The following is a 24626-nucleotide window of genomic DNA, read 5'->3' on the forward strand; positions in this document are numbered from 1 at the left end:
GCGAGCCGGAAACCGGCGACCCGGCTGCCATCACGGGGGAACTTCTCCGTTGCCGTGGCCAGCGGACGCGTGCGGGAGGTAGTTTGCGCGCACGCAGGGTCCGCGCGCAGCGCGGGGGAGAGGAGCGGTGCCGACCGTGACTGCCGTCCGACGCATCCGTGAGCTCGCCACGTCGTCCCTGCCCCGCGCGGTGGGCGAGCGGCTGCCGGCCGCCCCGCCGCAGGAGGTCACCGAGCTGCTGCAGGACGAGCGCTTCCGCGCGGCCGTCGCCGAGGCGGCGGCCGAGCAGGGCCGGTCCGAGGACGAGGTGTGGTCGGAGGTCGAGGGCTACCTCCACGAGATGTCGGCGGCGCACGACGACCGCGCCTCGCAGGGCTGGGCGCGGATGGGCGACTGGTTCCTCCGGGCCTACGACGTCCTGGTCGACGAGGACCAGATGCACCAGCTGCGGCGGGTCGACCGCACGCACAGCCTCGCGCTCGCCTTCAGCCACCGGTCCTACCTCGACGGCATGGTCATCCCCAACGTGCTGATGGCGCGGCGGTTCTCGCCGACCTACACGTTCGGCGGCGCCAACCTCAACCTGCCGCTGATCGGCTCGGTCGCCAGCCGCACGGGCCTCATCTTCATCCGGCGCTCGACGCAGGAGATCCCGGTCTACCGGCTCGCCCTGCGCTCCTACATCCGCCAGATGGTGACCAACAAGCGCAACCTCGCCTGGTCGATCGAGGGCGGCCGGACCCGCACCGGCAAGCTGCGGCCCCCCGTCCACGGGATCCTCAAGTACCTCACCGACACCGTGCAGAGCCGCGGGAAGGGCGACGAGGCCCCCGACGTGCAGGTCGTGCCGGTCTCGGTGGTCTACGACCAGCTGCACGAGGTCTCGCTGATGACCGAGGAGTCGCGCGGCGCGAGCAAGACGCCGGAGGACTGGCGCTGGCTGGTGCGGTTCGCGCGGCTCCAGCGCAACCGGCTCGGGCGGGCCTACCTCACCGTCGGCGAGCCGTTCTCGCTGCGAGCGCGGATGGAGGAGCTCGCCGCCGAGGGGGTCACCGGCCACCAGGCCGTCGAGCGCGTCGCCCTCGACATCTCCCACCGGCTCAACCGCGCCACCCCGGTGACGGTGACCGCGATCGTCTCGCTGGCGATCCTCGGCGCCGACCGCGCCCTGACCGTGGACGAGGTCCTCGACACCGTCGAGCCGCTCGCGTCCTACATCGACGCCCGCCACTGGCCGGTCGCCGGGGCCGCCGACCTGCGGGACCGCTCGACCATCCGCCGCGCGCTCGCCGAGCTGTCGCGCAGCGGCGTGCTGACGGCGTACGACGGCGGCACCGAGCCGGTCTGGAAGATCGGGGACGACCAGCACCTGGTCGCCGCGTTCTACCGCAACACGGTCATCCACATCCTCGTCGAGCGCGCCATCGGTGAGCTCGCGCTGCTGACCGTCAGCGAGCTCGAGCCGGACGCCGAGCTCCCGCCGGGCGGCGAGCTCGAGGTGGCCTGGGAGGAGGCCAAGCGGATGCGCGACCTGCTGAAGTTCGAGTTCTTCTTCCCCAGCCGCGCGGGCTTCGAGGACGACCTGCGCACCGAGCTGCACCTGCTCGTCGGCGAGGGCGTCACTGAGATGACTCCGACCACGGCACGCGAGCTGCTCGTCACCGCCCGCCCGCATCTCGCCCACCTCGTCCTCCGGCCCTTCCTCGACGCCTACCTCGTGGTGGCCGACCGGCTCGCCGACCGCGGTGACGGCCCCGTCGACGAGGACGACCTGCTCGCCGACTCCCTGGCCGTCGGTCAGCAGTGGGCGTTGCAGCGGCGGGTCGCGAGTGCCGAGTCGATCTCGCTGGAGCTCTTCCGCACCGCCCTGTCGCTGGCGCGGCACAAGGGCCTGCTCGAGGCCGGCGAGGGCGTCGGCACCGCCCGGGAGGCGTTCGCCGCCGAGCTGCGCGACTCGGTGCGCCGGGTCAACATCATCGGTGAGATCGCGGGTGACATCGTGCCCGTCCGGCACCCCGACCCGCGTCCGGAGCCGCAGGCCCAACCGCAGCCGCAGCCGCAGGAGACCAGGTGAGCGGACTCTCGGCCGAGGTCGAGCAGGCGATCGAGGCGATCGGTGCCGGGCCGCAGGGCCCGACGGTCGGTGCCTTCTTCGACCTCGACGGCACCCTGGTCGCCGGCTACACGGCGGCGACCTTCTACGGCGACCGGCTCAGGGGCCGCGCCGTCTCGCCGGCCGAGTTCGTCCGCACCGTGGTGACGGCGGTCGACGGCGAGCTCGGCGGCGACCCCACGCGCATCGCCCACGTCGCCTTCTCCGCGATGCGCGGCGAGTCCGAGGAGGCCTTCGCCGACCTCGGCGAGCGGCTGTTCCGCTCCAAGATCGCCGGCACCATCCGCCGCGAGTCACGCGCCCTCGTCCACGCTCACCAGCGCGCCGGCCACACCGTCGCCGTCGCGTCCGCCGCCACGGCCTACCAGATCGCGCCGGTCGCCCGGGACCTCGGCGTCGAGCACCTGGTCTGCACCCGGCTGGTCGTCGAGGACGGCCAGTTCACCGGCGCCACCGACGGCCCGATGCTGTGGGGCCGGCACAAGGCGAGCGGCGTGCGCGCCTTCGCCCGCGAGCACGACGTCGACCTGACCGCGTCGTACGCCTACGGCAACGGCTACGAGGACGTCGCCTTCCTCTCCTCCGTGGGCCACCCCACCGCCCTCAACCCGCACCGCGACCTGCGCGCAGCCGCGGCCCGCCTGGGGTGGCCGGTGCTCGACCTGAGCGACCCGGTCGGCGGCTCGCTGCTCGCCGCGGGACGCACCGTCGCCGCCCTCGCCGGGATGAACGCCGGCGTGGGGGCCGGCCTGGCCTACGGGCTCGCGCGCGGCGACCTCCGCCGCGGGCGCAACGCGGCGATCAGCCTCGCCACCCGGCTGCCGATGGCGCTGGCCGGTGTCTCGCTCGACGTGCTCCACCCCGAGCGGCTGTGGTCGCACCGGCCGGCGATCTTCATCGCCAACCACCAGAGCTCGCTCGACATCCCGGTGCTGGGCAGGCTGCTCGAGCGCGACTTCACAATTGTCGCCAAGAAGGAGGCGCGCTGGGACCCGCGCGCCGTGGTGGGGTCGGTGGTGATCGACCCGGCCTGGATCGACCGCTCCGACTCCGAGTCGGCCCGCGCCACGCTGGCCGGGGTCGTCGAGCGGGTCCGGGGCGGCACCTCGCTGATGATCTTCCCCGAGGGCACGCGGTCGCCGACACCGGTGCTGGGCCCGTTCCGCAAGGGCGCGTTCCACCTCGCCGCGCAGGCCGGGGTGCCGGTCGTGCCGGTGGTGCTGCGCAACACGGGTGAGCTGATGGGCCGCAGCTCCCTCGTGCTCAACCCCGGCGTGGTCGACGTGTGCGTGCTGGAGCCCGAGACCGACTGGAGGGTGGAGGACATGAGCGAGCGGATCGCCGCCCTGCACACGACGTTCGAGCAGACCCTCGCCCACTGGCCCTCGGGGGAGCACCGATGAGCGAGGAGGACGTCGAGCGCTGGACGGCGGCCGCCACCTGGACCGCCTCGGCCGAGCTGACCCCCGTGCAGACCCTGCTGTGGCGCGCCGAGCGCCACCCGGTGCAGTCGTCCACGTCGACGGTGGTCGTCGACCTCGACCGGGCGCCCGACTGGGAGCGCCTCGTCGCCGCCGCCGAGTGGGGCACCCGCCTCGTCCGCCGGCTGCGCCAGCGCGTCGTCGACCCGCTCGTGCCGACGGCACCTCCCACGTGGGCCGACGACCCGACGTTCGATCTCGGCTACCACCTGCGCCGTGAGCGGGTCTCGAGCCGCGACGAGGTCCTCGCGCAGGCCACTCAGGTCGCCCTGCGCCCCTTCGACCGCTCGCGGCCGCTGTGGGAGGGCGTGCTGTTCGAGGGGCTGCCCGACGGTGCGGCGGCGTACGTCCTCAAGATCCACCACGCCCTGGCCGACCCGCTCGGCACCGTGCAGCTGCTCTCGATGCTCCAGTCCGGCCGGCGCGAGCACACGCCGCGCAAGCCGCTGGGCGCCGAGCCGGCCACGTCGGTGGACGCCGATCCGGTCGAGCTCGCGGTGGCCGGCCTGCGCGTCGACGTCTCGACGCTGCCCGAGGCCGCGGTCGCGACCGCGCGCACGCTGGCCCACGCGGCGACCCGGCCGCAGGTGGTCGTCGCCTCCGCGCTGCGCTACGGCGCGTCGGTGCGCCGGCTGATGACCCAGGCGGCGCCGCCCTCGCCGGAGCTGTCGCCGCGGACCGGCAAACGGTGGTCCTTCCTCACCCTCGACGCCCCCCTCGACCCGCTGCGCGCGGTGGCGCGGCAGGGCGGCGGCACGCTCGACGACGCCGCCGTCGCGCTGGTGCTCGGCGGGCTGCGCCGCTACCACGAGCGACGCGGCAGCGCCGTGCCGGAGATCCCCGTCGGCGTACGCGTCTCGCTCGACCGCGCCGACGACCTCGGCAACCGGTTCGCCGGCGCCGTCATCTCGGGTCCGCTAGCGGTCGAGGACCCGGTCGACCGGGTGGCGGCCGTGCGCGGCGAGGTGCTGTCGTTGCACACCGAGCGCGCGCTGGAGGTGCTCGACGTGGCCGCCCCGGTGGTCAACCGGCTGCCGTCCTTCGTCGGCGCGGCGGCGCTGCGCACGGCCGTACCTCCCGACGCGTTCGTCCTCACGCTGCCCGGCCCACCGCGCCGGCGCTACATGGCGGGCGCGCAGGTCCAGGGGATGTACGTCCTGGGGCCGCTGCCGGGCGCCGCGCTCACCGTGAGCCTGGTGACGTGCGGCGACACCGCCTGCATCGGCGTCAACGTCGACGCGAGCGCGGTCGCCGACCTCGAGGCGCTGGCCGAGTGCCTGGCCGAGGGGGTCGAGGAGATGGTGTCCGCCGCGCCCGCGGCGGACGGTCAGTCGGTGGGGCCGACGTAGTAGAGCATGCGGTAGTCGACGCCGTCCTCGATGTTGACGTAGCCGTGCCGCTCGTAGAAGCGCCGGGTGTCGACGTCCACCTCGTCGACGCCGATGTGCATCTCCGGGGAGCCGTGCTCGCGGGCCAGCCGCTTGCAGAGGTCGAGCACGCGGGTGCCGATGCCGTGGGAGCGGAGCCCGGGCACGACGTAGAGCTCCTCGAGCTGCGACACCGGGCCGTCGAACCAGATCGCCGGGCGCAGGGTCATGAGGGCGAACCCGACGGGCCGGTCGCCGTCCTCCGCGAGCACCGCGACGACGTCGTCGAGGCTCAGCAGCCGGGTGAAGCGCTCCTCGAGGACGTCGGCGTCGTCGGTCTCGGTGTCGAACTCGGTGTTGAAGTCCCACAGCAGCCGGGCGAGCACGGCTGCGTCGGCGGTGGAGGCGCGGCGGACGTCGATCACGTGGGCTCCCGGGTGGTGTGGGCGGCTCCGGGGACGGCATCGGTGACGGGCCCGGCGCCGTTCCGGTGACGGGCGAAGAAGTCGTCGAGCAGGGCCGAGGACTCGGCCGCCAGCACGCCGCCGAGGACCTCCGGGCGGTGGTTGAGCCGGCGGTCGCGGACGACGTCCCACAGGGAGCCGACCGCGCCGAGCTGGTCGTCGTAGGCCCCGAAGACGAGGCGGTCCACCCGGGCGAGCACCAGCGCGCCGGCGCACATGGTGCAGGGCTCGAGGGTGACGACGAGCGTGCAGCCGGTGAGCCGCCACTGGCCGCGCGTCGCGGCCGCCGCCCGCAGCGCGACCACCTCGGCATGGCCGGTGGGGTCGCCGTGCGACTCGCGCGTGTTGCGGCCGGCGCCGATGACCGCCCCGGAGGCGTCGAGGACCACGGCCCCCACCGGTACGTCGTCGCCCGCGAGCGCCGCCTGCGCCTCGGCGAGGGCCAGGCGCATCGGGTCGTCCCAGCTCATGCAGACGTCAGCCCGACGGCGTCGTCGAACAGCTCGCCGAAGCCGAGCTGGCGCGCGATCTCCGACAGCATCTCGTCGGGGTAGAGCTCGACGTCGTCGAGCAGGGCGCCCAGGTCGGTGGCGTGCAGGCCGAGGTCGTCGAGCAGCCCCAGGTCGCCGGCCGGCACCTCGACGTCGTCGTCCTCGGGCGGCGGGAGGCCGAGGAAGTCGATCACGGACTGGGCGAGCTCCCACTCGTCGGCCGCGGTGACGTCGGACAGCAGCACGCGGGTCTTGGCGCCGTCGACGCGCACCAGCACGAAGAAGTCCTCGTCGACCGCGACCATCGCGACGGCGCCGTCCTCGCGCGCCACCTGTCGCAGCGCGTGGCTGAGCGACTCGACGGTCTCGTAGGCGGGGGAGGCGATGTCCTGCACCTCCCACACGCCCTCGTGGCGGAACGCGACCAGCGCGAAGTCCACCCCACCGGTCTGCTCTGACATGACCGACCTCCCCAGGACAGCTGTCCGTCCAATGTCGCAGAAACACCGAGGCGCGCCAACCCTCTTTCGTGCCGCCCTGCAGCGTCTCGTGGGCCGAGCACGGTCACCACTAGGGTGAGGCCCATGCGCCTGCACGTGGTGAACCACCCTCTCGTCTCCCACAAGCTCACCGTCCTCCGCGACGAGCACACCGACTCGCCGACGTTCCGGCGGCTGACCGACGAGCTGGTCACCCTCCTGGCCTACGAGGCCACCCGCGAGGTGCGGGTCGAGCCGGTCGACATCACCACGCCGGTCGGCCCGACGACGGGCGTACGCCTCGCCGCGCCCAAGCCGATGGTCGTGCCGATCCTCCGGGCCGGCCTCGGCATGCTCGACGGCATGATGCGCCTGCTGCCCACCGCGGAGGTCGGCTTCCTCGGCATGGTGCGCAACGAGGAGACGCTCGCCGCGTCGACGTACGCCGAACGGCTGCCCGAGGACCTGTCCGGGCGCCAGTGCTACGTCCTCGACCCGATGCTCGCGACCGGCGGCACCCTCGCGGCCGCGATCCAGTTCCTCACCCACCGCGGCGCCGACGACATCACCGCGATCTGCCTCCTGGCCGCGCCGGAGGGCGTGGAGAACCTCGAGGCGGGCCTGAAGGACCTCGACGTGCCCGTCACCGTCGTGACCGCGGCGCTCGACGAGATGCTCAACGACAAGGGCTACATCGTGCCCGGCCTCGGCGACGCCGGCGACCGGCTGTACGGCGTCGCGCACTGACGTACGCCTCCGCCGCCGTCCGAGCGGTGAGTGAGGCAGGTTCTGCGCGCCGAGAAGGTGCGTCACGCACCGCTGGTCGGCGTGTCCCGGCCGACACGCCGCAGCGGCGGTGAGTGAGGCAGGTTCTGCGCGGCGAGAAGGTGACTCACTCACCGCTCGGGCGGACGAGGGCGGGCGGACGGGCGAGCGGGGAGACCTCAGCCCACCAGCACCACGTGGAGGGTCCGGGGGCCGTGGACACCCTCGACCCGGTCGAGCTCGATGTCACTGGTGGCGGACGGGCCGCTGATCCAGGTGAGCGGGCGGGCGGGGTCGAGGACGGCGATCGCGTCCGGCACGTCGGCCACGACCTGGTCGGCGGCCACGATGCAGACGTGCAGGTCGGGCACCAGGCTGATCGCCCGGCGGCCCTGGTCGGGAGCATGGTCGAGGACGATCGTGCCGGTCTCCGCGATGCCCACCCGGGCGCGGGTGACGACGGCGTCGACGCGGTCGAGCTCGGCGGAGGTCAGGCCGTCGTCGACCACCGCGCCGGGGACGTCGAGGCCGAGCGCGGGAGGTACGACGCTGCTGGCGCCACCGAGGACGCCGGCGACGACGCCGGCCAGCTCGTCGGCGGTGCACCGGGTGACCACCGCGCGGTAGTCCTCGACGCGCTCGACGAAGAGCGCCGCGAGGTCGCCGCGGTCGGGGACGCGCGGCGCGGCGGGCACGGACACGGCGGGCGAGACGTCGGCCAGGGCCGCGCGCACGCGGCCGAGGATCTCGTCGCGGGCGCTCACGAGCCGCCCCCGTCCCGGCCGCCGTCGGTGCGGTCCCACCACTCGCGGAAGGACTCCGCGGGAGGGGCCGGCAGGTCGCGCGCGCCGGTCCAGCACGCGGCCGGGCCGGGGAGGCGCCCGGCGGCGGGACGGCCGCCGGGCAGCGACGTGCGCGAGAAGCGGCCGATCACGCGGCCCGCCAGACCCGACGCGCGCTCCGCCCACCGCAGCCGGCGGGAGTCGGAGAACGTCCAGGCCGCTGCCCTCATCGCCACCGCCTCCGCCTTCGGCACCCGGTCGCCGCGGTGCGAGTCGACCACCGCCGCGCGCTGGTCCACCAGCACCGAGGGGATGTCGATGCGCACCGGGCAGACCTCGAAGCAGGCGCCGCACAGCGAGGAGGCGTAGGGCAGCGAGGCGGTCTGCTCGTCGGACACCCCGCGCAGCAGCGGGTTGAGGATGGCGCCGATCGGGCCGGGGTAGACCGAGCCGTAGGCGTGGCCGCCGACGCGCTCGTAGACCGGGCACACGTTGAGGCAGGCCGAGCAGCGGATGCAGCGCAGCGCCTGGCGGCCGACGTCGTCGGCGAGCGCGCGGGTGCGGCCGTTGTCGAGCAGGACCACGTGCACCTCCTGCGGCCCGTCGCCGGGCGTCACGCCCGACCACGTGGACGTGTAGGGGTTCATCCGCTCGCCGGTCGACGACCGGGGCAGCAGGCGCAGCATCGGGTCGAGGTCGGACCAGGTCGCGACGACCTTCTCGATCCCGACGACGCTGACGAGCACGTCGGGCAGCGTGAGGCACATCCGGCCGTTGCCCTCCGACTCCACCACGACGAGCGTGCCGGTGTCGGCGACGGCGAAGTTGGCGCCGCTGACCGCCACCCGCGCGCGCAGGAACTTCTCGCGCAGGTGCTCGCGCGCCGCGCCGGCCAGGACGGCCGGCTCGTCGGTGAGGTCGTCGGGGGCTGCGCGGCCGACGTCGGCCATGCGGCGCATGAAGATCTCCCGGATCTCGGCGCGGTTGCGGTGGATCGCGGGCACGAGGATGTGGGACGGCAGGTCCTCGCCGAGCTGGACGATGAGCTCGGCGAGGTCGGTCTCCCAGGCGGCGATGCCCTCGGCCTCGAGCGCCTCGTTGAGGCCGATCTCCTGCGTCGCCATCGACTTGACCTTGACCACCTCGTCGGCGCCGTGGCTGCGGGCGACGGACGCGACGATCGCGCACGCCTCCTCGGCGTCGCGGGCCCAGTGGACGGTCGCGCCGGCCCGGACGAGGGAGGCCTCGAGCGTCTCGAGGTGGGTGGCGAGGTCGCGCAGGGCGGCCTCCTTGACCCCGGCGCCGCTGAGCCGCAGGTCCTCCCAGTCCTCCACCTCGGCGACGACGCGGGCGCGCTTGTCGCGGATCGTGTGGGTGGCGTGGGCCAGGTTGCGGCGCAGCTGCGTGTCGCCCAGCGCCTCGCGCGCGGCGGTCGGGAAGGCCGGCATGCCGACAAAGGTCCCGCTCACGGCAGGTCCTCCGCCCGGGCGCCGACGACCGGGCCGGGCGCCTTGCTCTCGGAGTCCTCGGTGGCGGCGAGCACCTCGGCGAGGTGCATGACGCGTACGCCGGCCCGCTGGCGCGACAGCATGCCGCCGATGTGCATGAGGCAGGAGTTGTCGCCGGCGACGAGGACCTCGGCGCCGGTGTCCTGGACGTGGCGCGCCTTGTCGCCGCCCATCGCCACCGACGTGTCCGCGTTCTTGAGGGCGAAGGTGCCGCCGAAGCCGCAGCACTCGGTGGCGTTCGGCAGCTCGACGAGGTCGATGCCGCGCACGTTCTCGAGCAGCCGGAGTGGCCGGTCGCCGACGCCGAGCATCCGCAGGCTGTGGCACGTCGGGTGGTAGGTCACCCGGTGCGGGAAGTAGGCGCCGACGTCGGTCACCCCGAGCACGTCGACGAGGAGCTCCGAGAGCTCGTAGGTGCGCGGGGCGGTCTCCGCGACCGCCGCGGCGAGGCGCGGGTCGCCGGACCGGTCGGCGACGATCGAGTGCTGGTGCCGGGCCGACCCGGCGCACGAGCCCGACGGCGTGACGATGGCGTCGTAGCCGGCGAACGCGTCGACGAACGCGCGCACCACCGGGACCGCCTCGTCGAGGTAGCCGGTGTTGACCATCGGCTGTCCGCAGCACGTCTGCGCGGACGGGAAGTCGACGTCCACGCCGAGACGGCGCAGCAGCCGGACGACGGCCTTCCCGGTGTCGGGGAACATGGCGTCGTTGACGCAGGTGACTTGGAGGGCAACCCTCACGGTCGGCATCCTTCCACGGGCAGCAGGGGCGGGTCGGGTGGGTCGGGTGGGTCGGGGGGTGGTGATCAGATGAGGCGGCGGCGCACGGCCCAGACGATCGCCTCGACGGGGGTGTCGACGCCGACGGTGGCGCAGACGGCGCGGGCCTTGCGGCGCACGGTCCGCTCCGACACCTCGAGGCGGCGGGCGACGGCCTCCACGGTCTGGCCCTCGGCCATCAGGCGCAGCACGGCGAGCTCGTCCTCGGACAGCACGGGCTCATCGGTCGCGTTCACGGCACGCTCACCTCGCGGGGCTCGTGCCGGCGGAGGTCCTGGGTGCGGGCGACGAGCGCCCGCAGGTCGTCGAGGCCGCCGCTGATCGCGCCCGCGGCGCGACCTTGCACGAGCACGTTGCCCAGGGCGGTCGCCTCGACGGGCCCTGCCACGACCGGGAGGCCGGTCCGGTCGGCGAGGGCCTGGCACAGCAGCGCGTTCTGGCTGCCGCCGCCCACCACGTGCACCTGCCGGACCGTGCGTCCCGTCAGCGAGGCCGCGGTCGCCAGCGCGTCGGCGTACGCCACGGCGAGGCTCTCGACCACCGAGCGCACCAGGCTCGCGGCGTCGACCGGTGGGGCGACGTCGTGCTCGGCGCACCACGCGGCGATGCGCGCGGGCATGTCGCCGGGCGGGACGAACCGCGGGTCCTGGACGTCGAAGAGCGGGACCTCGCCCGTGACGTCCGCCGCGGCGGCCAGCAGCGCGCCGAGGTCGTCGCGGCCCCAGGTGCGCAGGGTCTCGCTGAGCAACCACGTGCCCATCACGTTGGTGAGGAACCGGATGGTGCCGTCCACGCCGCCCTCGTGGGTGAAGTTGGCGGCGCGCGCCTCCTCGGTGAGGATCGGCTCGGTCAGCTCGAGGCCGACCAGGCCCCAGGTGCCGAGGGAGACGTACGCCGCCTCGTCGCCCGCCATCGGCACGCCGACGACGGCCGAGGCGGTGTCGTGCGAGCCGACGGCCACGACCGGCAGGCCGGGCGCGCCGACCGCCTCGCCCACCTCGGGCAGGAGGGTGCCGATCGTCGTGCCGGGCTCGACCAGGTCGGCGAGGAGCGAGCGGGAGATCCCCAGGCGGGAGAGCACGTCGTCGTCCCACGCGCCGGTGCGGAGGTCGAGCAGCCCGGTGGTGGAGGCGTTGGTCCGCTCGGCGACTCCGACCCCGGTCAGCCAGTGGGCGAGGAGGTCGGGCACCAGCAGCAGCCGGTCGGCGCCGGGGTGCGCGTGGTCGGCGGCGAGCTGGTAGACGGTGTTGAAGGGCAGGAACTGCAGGCCGTTGCGGGCGTAGAGCTCCTCGGGGGGCACCACGGCGTGCACGAGGCCGGGCCCGACGGCGCCGCGCTCCTCGTCGCGGTAGTGGAACGGCTCGTCGAGCAGGCGCCCGTCCCGGAGCAGGCCGTAGTCCACCGCCCACGAGTCGATGCCGACGCTCGCCAGCGCCGACGGCGCCGCCGCCGCGGCGGAGCGGAGGCCGTCGAGCGCGTGGCGGTGCAGCGCCGAGACGTCCCAGTGCAGGCCGTCGTCGCGGCGCACCGGGCCGTTGGCGAAGCGCGCGGCCGCCGTGAGGCGCAGGCGGTCGGCGCCCACCTCGCCGAGCATCACCCGGCCGCTCGACGCCCCCAGGTCGATCGCGGCGACGGACACCGGGGAGTGCCCCCGGAGCCGCTGCGCTCCCACCTCACCCACTGACGTGTCCTCCCGTCCCGGTCAGCGGAGGAACGCCGCGGCGACGCCGGCGTCGACGGGGACGTGCAGGCCGGTGGTGTGGCTGAGCTCGTCCGAGCAGAGCACGTAGACGGCGTTGGCGATGTTCTCCGGCAGCACCTCGCGCTTGAGCAGCGTGCGCTGGGCGTAGAACTTGCCGAGGTCCTTCTCCTCCACCCCGTAGACGGCGGCGCGCGAGGCGCCCCAGCCGCCGGCAAAGATCCCCGAGCCCTGGACGACGCCGTCCGGGTTGACGCCGTTGACCTTGATGCCGTGCTCGCCGAGCTCGGCCGCGAGCAGCCGCACCTGGTGGGCCTGGTCGGCCTTGGCGGCGCCATATGCCACGTTGTTGGGGCCGGCGAAGATCGAGTTCTTCGAGGAGATGTAGACGATGTCGCCGCCCATGCCCTGCTCGATCATGGCCTTGGCGGCGGCGCGGGAGACGAGGAACGAGCCCTTCGCCATCACGTCGTGCTGGAGGTCCCAGTCCTGCTCGGTCGTCTCCAGCAGCGAGCGCGACAGCGAGAGGCCGGCGTTGTTGACCACGAGGTCGACGCCACCGAAGGCCAGCACGGTCGCGTCGAGCGCGGCCTGCACGGCCGCGGCGTCCGACACGTCGACCTGCACGCCGACGGCGACGTCACCCGAGCCGATCTCCGCGGCGGCGGCCGCTGCCTTCTCCAGCGACAGGTCGGCGATGACGACGCACGCGCCCTCGCCCGCCAGCTTCTTCGCGGTGGCCAGGCCGATGCCCGACGCCGCGCCGGTGACCAGCGCGACCCGCGTGGCGAGCGGCTTGGGCTTCGGCATCCGCTGGAGCTTGGCCTCCTCGAGCGCCCAGTACTCGATCCGGAACTTCTCCGACTCGTCGATGGGGGCGTACGTCGAGATGCCCTCGGCGCCGCGCATGACGTTGATCGCGTTGACGTAGAACTCACCGGCGACGCGGGCGGTCTGCTTGTCCTTGCCGTAGCTGAACATCCCGACGCCCGGGACCAGCACGACGAGCGGGTCCTTGCCGCGGATCGCCGGGCTCTCGGGGGTCGCGTGGCGGTCGTAGTAGCCCTGGTAGTCCTCGCGGTAGGAGACCGCGAGCTCCTGCAGGCGGGCGATGCTGTCCTCGACCGAGGCCGACGCGGGCAGGTCGAGGACGAGCGGCTTCACCTTCGTGCGGAGGAAGTGGTCCGGGCACGACGTGCCGAGCTCGCCGAGGCGGGGGTGCTCGGCGTGGGCGAGGAAGTCCAGGACGACGTCGGAGTCGGTGAAGTGGCCGACCATGGGGCGGTCGGCCGAGGCGATGCCGCGGATCGTGGGCGCGAGGGCTGCGGCCCTGGCGCGGCGCTCGTCCTCCGGCAGGGCGGCGTACCCCTCGAGCGCGGGGCCGAACGGCTCCGCCTTCGAGTGCTCGGCGATGTAGGTGGAGGCGACGTCGATGATCCAGAGGCTGTTGGCCTCGGCCTCCTCGGAGGTGTCGCCCCAGGCGGTGATGCCGTGCCCGCCGAGGATGCACCCGCGCGCCTGCGGGCTCTTCTCCTTGATCTCGGCGATGTCGAGCCCGAGCTGGAAGCCGGGCCGGCGCCACGGCACCCAGACGACCTCGTCGCCGAAGATCGTGCGGGTGAGCTCCTCGCCGTCGGCGGCCGTGGCGATCGCGATGCCGGAGTCGGGGTGCAGGTGGTCGACGTGCGCGGCGTCGACGAGGCCGTGCATCGCGGTGTCGATCGACGGTGCGGCACCGCCCTTGCCGTGCAGGCAGTAGTCGAAGGCCGCGACCATCTCGTCCTCGCGGTCCACGCCGGGGTAGACGTCGACGAGGGCGCGCATCCGGTCCAGCCGCAGGACCGCGAGGCCCGACGCGGTCAGGGTGCCGAGGTCGCCGCCGGAGCCCTTGACCCAGAGCAGCTCGACGTCCTCGCCGGTGACCGGGTCGGTCCCGGTGCCCTTGGCCGAGGTGTTGCCGCCGGCGTAGTTGGTGTTGCGGGGGTCGGCGCCCAGCCGGTTCGAGCGCTCGACGAGCTCGGCGACGGTGGGGTTGGTGTCAGTCACGGTCGTGTTCCTTCGACGTTCGTAGGGGGTGTCAGTTCCAGCCGGCCTGGGAGCCGCCGACGCGGTCCGCCTCGATCTGCTGCTGGTAGCCGGAGTCGAGGTAGGCGCGCATCGGGTCGCCCGGCAGGCCGCGCTCCTCGCGCCAGGCGGCCAGGTCGCGGCGCACGTCGGTGTAGAAGGCGTCCATGAACACCTCGTTGGCGAGCAGCACGTCACCGGCGCTGCGCGCCTCGTCGAGCGCTTCGGTGTCGAGGAGGAGGGCGCGGGCCGTCATCTCCTGGACGTTGAGCACCGAGCGGATCTGCCCGGGGATCTTGTCCTCGATGTTGTGGCACTGGTCGAGCATCAGCGCGACGTCGTTGGGGGTGCCGTCGGCCTGGTGGCCGAAGCCGCCGCCGCGGATGACCTCGACCATGATGCGGAAGAGCTGGAACGGGTCGGCGGCGCCGACGATCAGGTCGTCGTCGGCGTAGAAGCGGCTGTTGAAGTCGAACGAGCCGAGCTTCCCGAGCCGCAGCAGCTGGGCGACGATGAACTCGATGTTGGTGCCCGGGGCGTGGTGGCCGGTGTCGAGGCACACCTTCGCGCGGTCGCCGAGGGCGGCGACGTGGACGTACGACGTGCCCCAGTCCGGGACGTCCGTGTGGTAGAACGCCGGCTCGAAGAACTTGTACTCGAGCACGAGCCGCTGGTCCTCGGAGAGCTGGTCGTAGATCGTGCGGAGGCCCTCGGCGAGCCGGTCCTGGCGGGCGCGCATGTCGCCTTGGCCGGGGTAGTTGGTGCCCTCGGCGAGCCAGATCTTCAGGTCGCGCGAGCCGGTCCGGTTCATCACGTCGATGCACGCGAGGTGGTGGTCGATGGCCTTCTGCCGCACCCGCGGGTCGGTGTGGGTGAGCGCCCCGAGCTTGTAGTCGTCGTCCTGGAAGGTGTTGGAGTTGATCGTGCCGAGGGCGACGCCCTGCTCCTTCGCGTACGCCGACAGCGCGCCGAAGTCGTCGACCACGTCCCACGGGATGTGGAGCGCGACCGTCGGGGCGAGGCCGGTGAAGCGGTGCACGGCGGCGGCGTCGGCGACCTTCTCCTCCACGGTGCGGGGGGTGCCGGGGGTGCCGAAGACCTTGAAGCGGGTGCCGGAGTTTCCGTAGGCCCAGGACGGCACCTCGATGGCGAGGTCGCCGAGCCGGTCGCTGATGTCGGAGAAGGTGGTCATCACTGGTCCTGAGCTGTCTGGGTGGGAGCGTCGGTGGGTGCAGGGGTGCCTGCGGGCGTTGCCGGAGAGCTGTCCGGGGTGGTGTCCGGGGGCAGGGCCGCGAGCTGGTCCTCGAGGTGGAACACCTCGGTCAGCTGCCAGAAGCCCTGGTCGGGTGGGAGGTCGAGGTCCTCGAAGAACTCGGCCATCTCGGCCTGCCACCGCGCGTTGACGTCGGTGCGGGCCATGCCCTCCTGCGCGGCTGCCAGGTCGGGCGTCTCGAGGTAGCCCACGAGCAGGCCGTCGTCGCGCAGGAAGAGGGAGTAGTCGTGCCAGCCGGTGTCGTGGAGCGCGCGGAGCATCTCGGGCCACACCGCGGCGTGGCGCTCGGCGTACTCCTCCATCCGGTCCCGGCGGACCTGGAGGGTGAAGCAGACGCGGTGCACGAGACGTTCCTTCCAGGGGGTGGGGGGTTGGTCTCGATACGCCGCCTCGTTCCTCGGCGGCCACTCGACCAGCGATCTCGCTGGTCGAGTAGCCCCGCGAGGCACGAGCGGGGCGTATCGAGACCCCGGGACGCGACTCAGAAGTCGAAGTCGCCGATGTTCTCCGCGTCGAAGGTGAACGGCTCGCCCAGCAGGACGACGCCGTCGGCGCCGACCTCGAACTCGCCGAGCTCGCCGGCCTCGAAGGTGTCGCCCTCCTCGCCGGTGATGTCACCGTTGGCCAGGGCCGCCGCGGCGTACGCCGCCAGGAAGCCGAGGTCCTCGGGGTTCCACAGGGCGAACGACTCGACGGTGCCGTTCTCGACGTACTCCCGCATCTGGTTGGGGGTGCCGAGACCGGTCAGCGCGACCTTGCCCTTGGCGTCGGAGTCCGACAGGTAGCGGGCGGCGGCGGCGATGCCGACGGTGGTCGGGGAGATGATGCCCTTGAGGTCGGGGTGGTTCTGCAGGAGCGCCTCGGTCTGGTCGAAGGACTTCTGGTCCTCGTCGTCGCCGTAGACGGTGTCGACCAGCTCGATGTCCGCGTAGTCGGGGTTGTCCGCGAGCTCGGTCTCCATCATCTCGATCCACGCGTTCTGGTTGGTCGCGTTGGCGCTGGCCGAGAGGATCGCGATCTCGCCCTCGCCGCCGATCTGCTCGGAGATGAGCTCGAGCTGCTTGGCAGCGATGCCCTCGGCGGTGGCCTGGTTGACGAACAGGTCGCGGCACTCGGGGTTGGTGTCGGCGTCGAAGGTGACGACCTTGACGTCGGCGCTGCGCGCCTCTTCGATGGCGTCGCAGAGGGCCTCGGGGTCGTTGGCGGAGAGGATCAGGGCGTCCTGGCCCTGCTGCGCGACGGTGTTGATGTAGGAGACCTGGGCGTCGGGGCTGGCGGTCTCGGGACCGACCTCCTCCATGTCAGCGCCGAGCTCCTCGGCGGCCTTCTCCGCACCGGCGGTGCTGGTGTCGAAGTAGGGGTTGCCGAGGTTCTTCGGGAGCATGGTCAGGCTGAGGTCGCCGCCGCCCTCGCTCCCGGACCCGCCGCCGTCACCGCTGTCGTCGCCACCGCAGCCGGCGAAGGCGAAGGTCGCGGTGAGCAGGAGCGCGGCCAGCGCGGTCGGGCGCTTCGTGTGGAGCTTCATGAGTCACTGCCTTTCGTGGTTCCGACGCCGGCGGGTGCCGCGTCCTGGTGGGGGCGCGGCTCCGGGGGAGCCGCCGGCTTGCGCGAGAACCTCGAGGAGGTCGCGGCAAGGACGTTGGGGAGGATCACCGAGGCCACGAGGAGCAGGCCGACGATGATGTTGGTGACGTTGACCGTCACGCTCTCCAGGCGCAGCGCGCTGGAGATGACGCCGATCAGCACGACGCCGGCGAGCACGCCGTGCAGCCGGCCGCGGCCGCCGAAGATCGAGACCCCGCCGAGCAGGACGGCGGCGATCACCTGGAGCTCGTAGCCGGTCGCGTTGTCGCCGCGGGCCGAGCCGAAGCGCAGGGTGAAGTAGATGCCGGCCAGCGCGGACACGACGCCCGAGAGGACGAAGAGCACCAGCTTGGTGCGGGCGACGTCGACGCCGGTGAAGTGGGCGGCCTCGTCGTTGAGGCCGATGTCGTAGACGCCGCGGCCGAACGTCGAGAAGTGCAGCAGGACGACGAAGCCGACCGCGAGCACCGCGAACGGGATCATCACCAGCGGGACCTGGGTCTCGCCGATCGTGTCGGTGGCGAGGTCGGTCCACTTCTCGGTGAAGTCGGTGATGGCCTTGGTGCCGAGCAGCCCGACCGCGATGCCGCGGAACAGCGCGAGCGTCCCGATCGTGACCGCGAGCGAGGGCAGCCCGACGTAGGCGATGAGGAAGCCGTTGAGGGCGCCGCAGGCCAGGCCAGCGAGCAGCGCGAGCATCGCGGCCGCCGAGACCGACATGCCGTTCTCGTGCAGGACGCCGAGCAGCACGCTGCTCAGCCCCATGATGCTGGCCACGGACAGGTCGATCTCGCCGGTGATGATCACCAGCGTCATCGGCAGGGCGATCAGCAGGATCGGGGCGATGTCCTGCAGCAGGAACTTGAGGGTCAGCGGCCCGTCGAAGTTGGGCACGTTGGCGATCGAGTAGAGGATCACCGCCGCGGTGAGCGCGATCACGGCGGTCTCGCGGGTGAGCAGCAGGCGCCGCCACAGCGGCGCGGAGTACGCGTCGTACGTGCGGGCGGGGGCGGCGGTGCCGGCGCCGGTGCTGGTGGAGGTGCTCATGCGTGGTCCCTCGATTCGGCGAGCCGGCGGGCCTGTCTGGTGGCGAGGACCCGGTCGAGCACGATCGCGCCGAGGATCAGGACGCCGACGACGGCGCGCTGCCAGAAGTCCTCGATGCCGAGGCTGGGCAGGGCCCGGTTGATGGTGACGAGCAGGAAGGCGCCGATGGCTGCGCCCCACACGGTGCCGCTGCCGCCGAAGATCGCGATGCCGCCGATGACGGCCGCGGCGACGGCCTGCAGCTCGATGCCGAGGCCCACGTTGGAGCTGACCGTGCCGTAGCGGGCGGTGTAGAGCGCGCCGGCCAGGCCCGCCAGCGCACCGCTGAGGACGAACGCGGCGAGGAGGCGGCGGCGTACGGACAAGCCGTAGAGGACTGCGGCGTCGGGGTCGGAGCCGATGGCGTAGAGCTCGCGTCCGCCGCGCGCGGTGTGGAGGTAGTAGCCGACGGCGGCGAGCACGACGATCGCGACGATGGTGAGAAGCGGGATGGTGAGGAACGTCTGGGTGCCGAGCGACAGGAAGCCCGACGGCAGGTCGCCGGCGTTGATCCGGTCGCTGCCGGCCCAGGTCAGCATGATCCCGCGGTAGATGTAGAGCGTTCCGAGCGTGATGACGAGCGCGGGTACGTTGCCGTAGGCGACGAGCACGCCGTTGACGAGCCCGAGCACGGCGCCCAGCGCGAGGCAGGCGGCGATCACCGCGACCACCGGGATACCGGGCTGGTCGATGAAGAGGCGACCGGTGAGGTAGGCGGTCAGCGCCATCACGGAGCCGACCGACAGGTCGACGTTGCGGGTGATGATGACGACGGCCTGGCCGACCGCGAGCAGCAGCAGGATCGAGGGGTTGAGCAGGAAGTTGCGCCAGCCGTCGGCACTGAAGAGGAAGCTGTTGTTCTTCGAGGTAGCGAGCACGACCACCGCGACCAGGACGAGGAAGATCGAGAGCTCGCGCGAGCGGAGCACGGTGGTGAGCGCGCGGCGGGTCGGGGAGAGCCGGCTGGGCTCCACGAGCAGCGCCTCGCCGGCGGAGACCTCGCTCGACCCCGCGTCCGGGCGCTCGACGTCGGTGTGGCTCATCGGGTCGTCTCCAGGTGGTGGGTGGCCGCGTGCATCACGGCCTCGGGGGTGGCGTCGGCGCGGTCGAGCTCGGCGGTGATCCGGCCCTCGCACAGGACCAGCACGCGGTCGGCCATGCCGAGCACCTCGGGCAGCTCGGAGGAGATCATCAGGATGCCGAGGCCCTGCCCGGCCAGCTCGGAGAGCAGCCGGTGGACCTCGGCCTTGGTGCCGACGTCGATGCCGCGGGTGGGCTCGTCGATGATCAGCAGCCGGGGGTTGGTGGCCAGCCACTTGGCGATGACGACCTTCTGCTGGTTGCCGCCGCTCATCGTCGCGGCGTTCATGTCGAGCGCGCTGGTCTTCACCTCGAGCCGGGCGGCCCAGGGGCCGGCGGCGCGGTTCTCCATCGACGCGGTGAGCAGGCCCGCCTTCGCGATGCCGCGCCGGATCACGCCGGCGACGTTGCGGCTGACGGAGGAGTCGATGACCAGGCCCTGCTTGCGGCGGTCCTCGGGGATGAAGGCCATGCCGGCGCGGATGGCCGCGCGCGGGTCGTGCGCGCGGACGTCGCGGCCGGCCACCGACACGGAGCCGGAGTCGTAGGGGTCGACGCCGAAGACCGCCCGGGCCACCTCGCTGCGACCGGCGCCGACGAGGCCCGCGAGCCCGACGATCTCGCCGGCGCGCACCTCGAGGTCGATGTCGTGGAAGACGCCGGCCCGGTTGAGGCCGCGGACCGTGAGCACCGGCTCGCCGATCGTGGCGGCGACCTTGGGGAAGAGGTCGTCGACGTCGCGCCCGACCATCAGGGACACCAGCTCCGAGGGGGAGGTCTCGTCGGTGCGGCGGGTGTCTATGTAGGCGCCGTCGCGCATGACCGTCACGGTGTCGGCGAGCTCGAAGACCTCGTCGAAGCGGTGGGAGATGAACACCAGCGCGCGGCCCTCGTCGCGCAGGCTGCGTGCGACGGAGAAGAGCCGCTCGACCTCGACGCCGCTGAGCGCCGCCGTCGGCTCGTCCATGACGAGGAGGCGGGCGTCGAGGGAGATGGCCTTGGCGATCTCGATGATCTGCTGGTCGGCGATGGACAGGCCCGCGGCGGGGCGGCGCGGGTCGATCCGCACGCCGAGCCGGGTGAAGAGCCGCTCGGCCTCGGCGTACATCGCCGCGCGGTCGATGCGCCGGCCGCGGGCCAGGAGCTGGCGGCCCATGAAGATGTTCTCGGTCACCGAGAGGTCGGGGAAGAGCGTCGGCTCCTGGTAGATCACCGCGACGCCGGCCTGCTTGGACTCGGCGGTCGAGGAGAAGTCGACCGCCTCGCCGCCGAGCTCGAAGACGCCCGCGTCGCGGCGGTGCACCCCGGCGACGACCTTCACGAGCGTGGACTTGCCGGCGCCGTTCTCGCCGATGAGGGCGTGGATCGAGCCGGCGTCGACGCTGAGGCTGCCGGACCGGAGCGCGACCACGGGGCCGAACGACTTGGTCACCTCGCGCAGCACGAGCACCGGTGCGGCGGTGTTCCTGGCGGACATGGAGCTCCTCGGTTGAAAGGTTTCAACGAAACGTAAGTGAGGGTCGTCACAGGTGTCAAGAGTCGCTCCCGGTGTTTTTCGGACAGCTCGTCCGGCCGCGCCGGACGTCATGGCGGGCGGTCATCGCGGCGACCGCTCGCCAGGACGTCGTCGTCGTACGTCATGGGCGGCGGCCGGCGGAGCGACCACGCACCATGACGTCCTCCGGTGGCGTACGCTCCGGTCCACATCGTTTCAACGGCGGCGGCAGCACGTGCGCGCGATCGGCACGGGAGGGGGTGCGGCGGGTGGTCAGGGCCTCCTCGGTCAAGGACGTCGCCGCGCGCGCGGGCGTCTCCCTCGGCACCGTCAGCAACGTGCTCAACCGGCCCGACCGCGTCTCGCCGCAGACCCGCGCCAAGGTCGAGCAGGCGATGCACGACCTCGGATTCGTGCGCAACGAGTCGGCGCGCCAGCTGCGCGCCGGCCGCAGCCGCACGCTCGCCTACGTCCTGCTCGACGCCCGCAACCCCTTCTTCACCGACGTGGCCGAGGGCGCGGAGCGGGCCGCGGAGACCGCCGGGCTGTCCCTCTTCCTCTGCCACTCCGACAACCGCGCGTCCCGCGAGGGCGACTACCTCGCCCACCTCGTCGAGCAGCGGGTGCAGGGGATCCTCGTGACGCCGGTCGACCCGCAGGCGGCGGTCCTCGACGACGTACGCCGCAACGGCACGCCGCTCGTCATCGTCGACCGCACCCGCAGCGACGACGCGTTCTGCTCCGTGGCCGTCGACGACGAGCTCGGGGGCCGGCTGGCCGTCGAGCACCTCATCGAGCGCGGCCACACCCGCGTCGCGTTCATCGGCGGCCCGGACACGATCGGCCAGGTCCGCGACCGGCTGGCCGGCGCCCGCCGCGCCTGGGCCGAGGCCGGCCTGCCCAACGACCAGCTCACGGTCGTCCCCACCAGCGGGCTGACGGTCGTCGAGGGCCGCTCGGCCGGCGAGCGGGTGATGGGCGTGGCCCGGCGCCGCCGCCCGACGGCCGCCTTCTGCGCCAACGACCTGCTCGCGCTGGGGCTGCTCCAGCAGCTGAGCACCTCCGGCTTCGCCGTCCCCGGCGACCTCGCCATCGTGGGCTACGACGACATCGAGTACGCCAGCGCCGCCGCCGTGCCGCTGACCTCCGTGCGGCAGCCCCGCCAGGAGCTCGGTCAGCGGGCCGCGGAGCTGGTGCTGGACGAGGCCGACAACCCCGCGCACCTGCACCAGCAGGTGGTGTTCACCCCGGAGCTGGTGGCGCGCCGCTCGACCCTCGGCTGAGGAGGACCGGCTAGAGGTCGACCACGAGGGCGCGGTGGTCGGAGAGCGGCAGCTCGACCGCCCGCCCGGTCGCGGGCGGCAGCTCGCCGTCCAGCAGCACGTGGTCGAGCTGGCTCCGCGGCGCGTCGGCGGGGAAGGTCAGCTCGGAGACCAGCGGCCGCATGCCGGTGATGCGCACGGCGCGGTCAGGCTCCATGTTGAGGTCGCCCATCAGCACGAGCGGTCGGTCGGCGGTGGCCAGCGAGTCACGGACCCGCGCCAGCTGTCGGCCGTTCCACCACTCCACGAAGGTGAGGTGGACGTCGACGACCGTCATGAGGCCGTGCGGACCCTCGATGGTGGCCGCGACCGCCACCCGCGGCTCGTCGCGCACCAGCTCGGGCCGGCGTGAGCCCGTGAACCACATCGGCACCCGCACCGGGACGGGCGCGAGCCGGACGGTGTGCCAGGCCCGCACCGGGTAGCGCGACAGCAGGGCGATGCCGTACGCCGCGCTGTCCGGCTGCTCGTTGCCGTCGGCGGCCATAAACGTCGCGCCGGGCACCCCCGAGAGCGCCGCGACGAAGCGGTGCTCCTGAGCGCCCATCGCCTCGGCGGCGAGTGCGGTCAGGTCCGCCTCGGATGCCACGCTCCGCCGAGCCCGAGTCGCAGGAGGCGCTGCGCGAGGCGCTCAAGCGCGTCGCCGTCGTCCTCAAGGAGGCGGGTGTGCCGTTCGCGCTGACCGGCGGCTATGCCGTGTGGGCGCGCGGCGGGCCGGAGTCGGTCCACGACGTCGACTTCCTCGTGGCCGCCGAGGACGCCGCGCAGGCCGCGGAGGCGCTCGAGAAGCGAGGGGTCGAGGTCGTGCAGCCGCCGGAGGACTGGCTGTTCAAGGCCTACACCGACGGTGCGATGGTCGACCTCATCCACCGCCACTCGGGCGGGCCGGCCCCGCGGTCGCTCGTCGAGGACGCCGACGAGCTCGAGGTGCTCTCGGTGCAGATGCCGGTGCTGTCGGCCACGGAGGTGGTGGTGCAGAAGATGCTGGCCCTCGACGAGCACTCCTGCGACTTCGGCCCGATGATCCCGGTCGTCCGTGCCCTGCGCGAGCAGGTCGACCTCGCCCGCGTGCGCGAGGAGACCGCGCAGAGCCCGTTCGCCGCCGCGCTGCTGTTCCTGCTCGAGCGCCTGGACGTGGTCGAGCCGCCTGCCCCGGCCTGAGACACGGGTGACACGGGCGTCCGGTTCGGTACCTTGTGCCCCGGCCCGCACGCCGCCCAGGTCCCGACCCGACCCGGGCCCCCACCCAGGAGGCAACGCAGTGCGCATCGGCATCCCACGCGAGTCACGACCCGGCGAGACGCTCGTCGCCGCCACGGCGAAGACGGCCGCGCAGCTCGCCGCCCTCGGCTACGACGTGGTGGTCGAGCAGGGCGCCGGTGCGGCGGCGGACCAGCCGGACGCGACGTACGCCGACGCGGGCGTGCGCCTCGGCACGGGCGAGGAGGTCTGGGCGAGCGACGTCGTGGTCAAGGTCAACGCGCCGGCCGACGACGAGGTCGCCCGGCTGCGCCCGGGGGCGACGGTCATCAGCCTCATGGCGCCGGCCCGCAGCCCCGAGCTGGTCGAGCGGCTCGCCGCCGCGGGCGTCACCGCGCTGGCGATGGACGCCGTGCCCCGCATCTCGCGGGCCCAGTCGATGGACGTGCTGTCCTCGATGGCCAACGTCGCCGGCTACCGCGCCGTCATCGAGGCGGCCCACGAGTTCGGCCGGCTCTTCACCGGCCAGGTCACCGCGGCCGGCAAGGTGCCCCCCGCGCGCGTCTTCGTCGTCGGCGCCGGCGTCGCCGGACTCGCCGCCATCGGCGCGGCGGGGTCGCTGGGCGCGGTCGTGCGCGCCTTCGACGTACGCCCCGAGGTGGCCGAGCAGGTCCGGTCGATGGGCGCGGACTTCGTGACCGTCGAGATGGAGCAGGAGGTCTCGACCGACGGCTACGCCAAGGAGATGACCGCCGAGCAGGAGGCCGCGACGGCCGCGATGTACGACGAGGAGGCGCGCGCCGCCGACATCGTCATCACCACCGCGCTCATCCCGGGCCGCCCCGCGCCGCAGCTCGTCACCGCCGAGACCGTCGCCGCGATGCGGCCCGGGTCGGTGGTCGTCGACATGGCCGCGGCCAACGGTGGCAACGTCTCCGCGACGGTCCCCGACCAGCGCGTCGTCACCGCCAACGGCGTCACCGTGCTCGGCTACACCGACCTCGCAGGGCGGCTCGCCGCGCAGACCAGCCAGCTCTACGGCACCAACGTCGCCAACCTCCTCAAGCTGCTCACGCCCGAGAAGGACGGCCGGCTCGTCCTCGACATGGACGACGTGGTCCAGCGCGGCATCGCGGTCACCCGCGACGGCGCCGTCATGTGGCCACCGCCGCCCGTCCAGGTCTCCGCCGCCACCACCACGCAGGTGCTGCCGGCCGCCGCCGCGGCACCCCCACCGACGCCGGTCGACCCGAGGCGGAAGTGGTACGCCGCCGGGCTGGGCGCGGTCGCGTTCGCGGTGCTCGCGTCGCTGGCGCCGGCCAGCTTCCTCGGCCACTTCACCGTCTTCGCGCTGGCCGTCGTCGTCGGCTACTACGTCATCTCCAACGTCTCGCACGCGCTGCACACGCCGCTGATGGCCGAGACCAACGCCATCTCGGGGATCATCCTGGTCGGCGGCATCCTCCAGGTGGGCAGCGACAACGTCGCGGTGATGCTGCTCGCGCTCGTCGCGGTCTTCGTCGCGAGCATCAACATCTTCGGTGGCTTCCTCGTGACGCTGCGCATGCTCGAGATGTTCAGGAAGGACTGA

23 protein-coding genes are annotated in these 24626 nt (G+C 73.2%); 7 read left to right on the top strand and 16 right to left on the bottom strand.

What is annotated here, in order from left to right:
- The first annotated feature begins 136 nt into the window (after positions 1-136).
- The 3 genes from SHK17_RS00790 to SHK17_RS00800 are packed head-to-tail and all read left to right on the top strand — an operon-like array spanning position 137 to position 4943.
- A complete protein-coding gene (locus SHK17_RS00790; protein ID WP_322920762.1) occupies positions 137-2074 on the top strand; it encodes a lysophospholipid acyltransferase in 1938 nt (645 codons plus the stop codon).
- Positions 2071-3516: an HAD-IB family hydrolase gene (locus SHK17_RS00795; protein WP_322423789.1), complete on the top strand. Its 1446-nt coding sequence runs from the start codon at positions 2071-2073 to the stop codon at positions 3514-3516. Before SHK17_RS00790 ends, SHK17_RS00795 begins: the two co-directional genes overlap by 4 nt.
- Positions 3513-4943, top strand: a complete 1431-nt coding sequence (locus tag SHK17_RS00800) for a wax ester/triacylglycerol synthase domain-containing protein (RefSeq protein ID WP_322423790.1) — start codon at positions 3513-3515, stop codon at positions 4941-4943. The genes SHK17_RS00795 and SHK17_RS00800 overlap by 4 nt, the downstream gene beginning before the upstream one ends.
- On the opposite strand, the gene SHK17_RS00805 is transcribed toward SHK17_RS00800, so the two are convergent.
- Genes SHK17_RS00805 through SHK17_RS00815 form a run of 3 tightly spaced genes read right to left on the bottom strand, consistent with a single transcriptional unit; the run spans position 4922 to position 6377 of the window.
- A complete protein-coding gene (locus tag SHK17_RS00805) occupies positions 4922-5386 on the bottom strand; it encodes a GNAT family N-acetyltransferase (protein ID WP_322423791.1) in 465 nt (154 codons plus the stop codon). The genes SHK17_RS00800 and SHK17_RS00805 overlap by 22 nt on opposite strands.
- Entirely contained in the window at positions 5383-5895 is a 513-nt protein-coding gene (locus SHK17_RS00810) for a nucleoside deaminase (RefSeq protein WP_322920763.1), read from the bottom strand. The genes SHK17_RS00805 and SHK17_RS00810 overlap by 4 nt, the downstream gene beginning before the upstream one ends.
- On the bottom strand, positions 5892-6377 hold the full coding sequence (locus tag SHK17_RS00815) for a tRNA adenosine deaminase-associated protein (protein WP_322423793.1): 486 nt from the start codon (positions 6375-6377) through the stop codon (positions 5892-5894). The genes SHK17_RS00810 and SHK17_RS00815 overlap by 4 nt, the downstream gene beginning before the upstream one ends.
- Before the next feature lie 123 nt (positions 6378-6500).
- On the opposite strand from SHK17_RS00815, the gene upp reads away from it, so the two are divergent.
- A complete protein-coding gene (gene upp, locus SHK17_RS00820) occupies positions 6501-7142 on the top strand; it encodes a uracil phosphoribosyltransferase (RefSeq protein WP_172268682.1) in 642 nt (213 codons plus the stop codon).
- A 197-nt stretch (positions 7143-7339) separates the two neighbouring features.
- Here the strand turns inward: upp and SHK17_RS00825 are convergent, their stop codons facing one another.
- From SHK17_RS00825 to SHK17_RS00880, 12 genes are all read right to left on the bottom strand, one after another.
- Positions 7340-7924 carry an LUD domain-containing protein gene (locus SHK17_RS00825; RefSeq protein ID WP_172268685.1) on the bottom strand — a complete coding sequence of 195 codons (585 nt, stop codon included), beginning with the start codon at positions 7922-7924 and terminating at the stop codon, positions 7340-7342.
- The gene (locus tag SHK17_RS00830) at positions 7921-9411 is read right to left on the bottom strand and encodes a lactate utilization protein B (RefSeq protein WP_322920764.1); all 1491 of its coding nucleotides are present in this window, start codon (positions 9409-9411) and stop codon (positions 7921-7923) included. Before SHK17_RS00830 ends, SHK17_RS00825 begins: the two co-directional genes overlap by 4 nt.
- Positions 9408-10202, bottom strand: a complete 795-nt coding sequence (locus SHK17_RS00835) for a (Fe-S)-binding protein (protein ID WP_405030388.1) — start codon at positions 10200-10202, stop codon at positions 9408-9410. Before SHK17_RS00835 ends, SHK17_RS00830 begins: the two co-directional genes overlap by 4 nt.
- Positions 10203-10258: 56 nt before the next feature.
- Positions 10259-10468: a LuxR C-terminal-related transcriptional regulator gene (locus tag SHK17_RS00840; RefSeq protein ID WP_216652085.1), complete on the bottom strand. Its 210-nt coding sequence runs from the start codon at positions 10466-10468 to the stop codon at positions 10259-10261.
- The gene (locus tag SHK17_RS00845; protein ID WP_322920765.1) at positions 10465-11913 is read right to left on the bottom strand and encodes a rhamnulokinase; all 1449 of its coding nucleotides are present in this window, start codon (positions 11911-11913) and stop codon (positions 10465-10467) included. The genes SHK17_RS00840 and SHK17_RS00845 overlap by 4 nt, the downstream gene beginning before the upstream one ends.
- 21 nt (positions 11914-11934) lie before the next feature.
- Entirely contained in the window at positions 11935-13977 is a 2043-nt protein-coding gene (locus SHK17_RS00850) for a bifunctional aldolase/short-chain dehydrogenase (RefSeq protein ID WP_322920766.1), read from the bottom strand.
- A 31-nt stretch (positions 13978-14008) separates the two neighbouring features.
- Entirely contained in the window at positions 14009-15187 is a 1179-nt protein-coding gene (rhaI, locus tag SHK17_RS00855) for an L-rhamnose isomerase (protein WP_322920767.1), read from the bottom strand.
- Positions 15187-15612, bottom strand: coding sequence for an L-rhamnose mutarotase (locus tag SHK17_RS00860; RefSeq protein ID WP_322920768.1), 426 nt, complete (start codon positions 15610-15612; stop codon positions 15187-15189). Before SHK17_RS00860 ends, rhaI begins: the two co-directional genes overlap by 1 nt.
- Before the next feature lie 137 nt (positions 15613-15749).
- Positions 15750-16793, bottom strand: coding sequence for a rhamnose ABC transporter substrate-binding protein (gene rhaS, locus SHK17_RS00865; RefSeq protein WP_322920769.1), 1044 nt, complete (start codon positions 16791-16793; stop codon positions 15750-15752).
- Positions 16790-17899 (bottom strand): ABC transporter permease, encoded by a 1110-nt coding sequence (locus tag SHK17_RS00870; RefSeq protein WP_322920770.1) that lies wholly within the window; start codon positions 17897-17899, stop codon positions 16790-16792. The genes rhaS and SHK17_RS00870 overlap by 4 nt, the downstream gene beginning before the upstream one ends.
- Positions 17896-18981 (bottom strand): ABC transporter permease, encoded by a 1086-nt coding sequence (locus SHK17_RS00875; protein ID WP_322920771.1) that lies wholly within the window; start codon positions 18979-18981, stop codon positions 17896-17898. The genes SHK17_RS00870 and SHK17_RS00875 overlap by 4 nt, the downstream gene beginning before the upstream one ends.
- Complete coding sequence (locus tag SHK17_RS00880) at positions 18978-20495, bottom strand: sugar ABC transporter ATP-binding protein (protein ID WP_322423803.1); 1518 nt, start codon at positions 20493-20495, stop codon at positions 18978-18980. Before SHK17_RS00880 ends, SHK17_RS00875 begins: the two co-directional genes overlap by 4 nt.
- Positions 20496-20782: 287 nt before the next feature.
- Here SHK17_RS00880 and SHK17_RS00885 point away from each other — a divergent pair, with 287 nt between their 5' ends.
- Positions 20783-21796 (top strand): LacI family DNA-binding transcriptional regulator, encoded by a 1014-nt coding sequence (locus SHK17_RS00885; RefSeq protein ID WP_322920773.1) that lies wholly within the window; start codon positions 20783-20785, stop codon positions 21794-21796.
- A 10-nt stretch (positions 21797-21806) separates the two neighbouring features.
- On the opposite strand, the gene SHK17_RS00890 is transcribed toward SHK17_RS00885, so the two are convergent.
- Positions 21807-22424, bottom strand: coding sequence for an endonuclease/exonuclease/phosphatase family protein (locus SHK17_RS00890; RefSeq protein WP_322920774.1), 618 nt, complete (start codon positions 22422-22424; stop codon positions 21807-21809).
- Here SHK17_RS00890 and SHK17_RS00895 point away from each other — a divergent pair.
- Positions 22418-22996 (top strand): nucleotidyltransferase family protein, encoded by a 579-nt coding sequence (locus SHK17_RS00895; protein ID WP_322920775.1) that lies wholly within the window; start codon positions 22418-22420, stop codon positions 22994-22996. The two genes, SHK17_RS00890 and SHK17_RS00895, sit on opposite strands and share 7 nt — an antisense overlap.
- Before the next feature lie 100 nt (positions 22997-23096).
- Positions 23097-24626, top strand: coding sequence for a Re/Si-specific NAD(P)(+) transhydrogenase subunit alpha (locus SHK17_RS00900; RefSeq protein WP_322423808.1), 1530 nt, complete (start codon positions 23097-23099; stop codon positions 24624-24626).

Origin of the sequence: Nocardioides renjunii (assembly GCF_034661175.1) — a bacterium.
Taxonomy (GTDB): Bacteria; Actinomycetota; Actinomycetes; order Propionibacteriales; family Nocardioidaceae; genus Nocardioides; species Nocardioides renjunii.

Excerpts from the sequence above, each read along its gene's own strand:
- SHK17_RS00895 (WP_322920775.1), top strand. The coding sequence starts at position 22,418 with ATGCCACGCTCCGCCGAGCCCGAGTCGCAGGAGGCGCTGCGCGAGGCG.
- SHK17_RS00880 (WP_322423803.1), bottom strand. The coding sequence starts at position 20,495 with ATGTCCGCCAGGAACACCGCCGCACCGGTGCTCGTGCTGCGCGAGGTG.
- SHK17_RS00835 (WP_405030388.1), bottom strand. The coding sequence starts at position 10,202 with ATGCCGACCGTGAGGGTTGCCCTCCAAGTCACCTGCGTCAACGACGCC.
- SHK17_RS00800 (WP_322423790.1), top strand. The coding sequence starts at position 3,513 with ATGAGCGAGGAGGACGTCGAGCGCTGGACGGCGGCCGCCACCTGGACC.
- upp (WP_172268682.1), top strand. The coding sequence starts at position 6,501 with ATGCGCCTGCACGTGGTGAACCACCCTCTCGTCTCCCACAAGCTCACC.
- rhaI (WP_322920767.1), bottom strand. The coding sequence starts at position 15,187 with ATGACCACCTTCTCCGACATCAGCGACCGGCTCGGCGACCTCGCCATC.
- SHK17_RS00810 (WP_322920763.1), bottom strand. The coding sequence starts at position 5,895 with ATGAGCTGGGACGACCCGATGCGCCTGGCCCTCGCCGAGGCGCAGGCG.
- SHK17_RS00815 (WP_322423793.1), bottom strand. The coding sequence starts at position 6,377 with ATGTCAGAGCAGACCGGTGGGGTGGACTTCGCGCTGGTCGCGTTCCGC.
- SHK17_RS00870 (WP_322920770.1), bottom strand. The coding sequence starts at position 17,899 with ATGAGCACCTCCACCAGCACCGGCGCCGGCACCGCCGCCCCCGCCCGC.
- rhaS (WP_322920769.1), bottom strand. The coding sequence starts at position 16,793 with ATGAAGCTCCACACGAAGCGCCCGACCGCGCTGGCCGCGCTCCTGCTC.
- SHK17_RS00875 (WP_322920771.1), bottom strand. The coding sequence starts at position 18,981 with ATGAGCCACACCGACGTCGAGCGCCCGGACGCGGGGTCGAGCGAGGTC.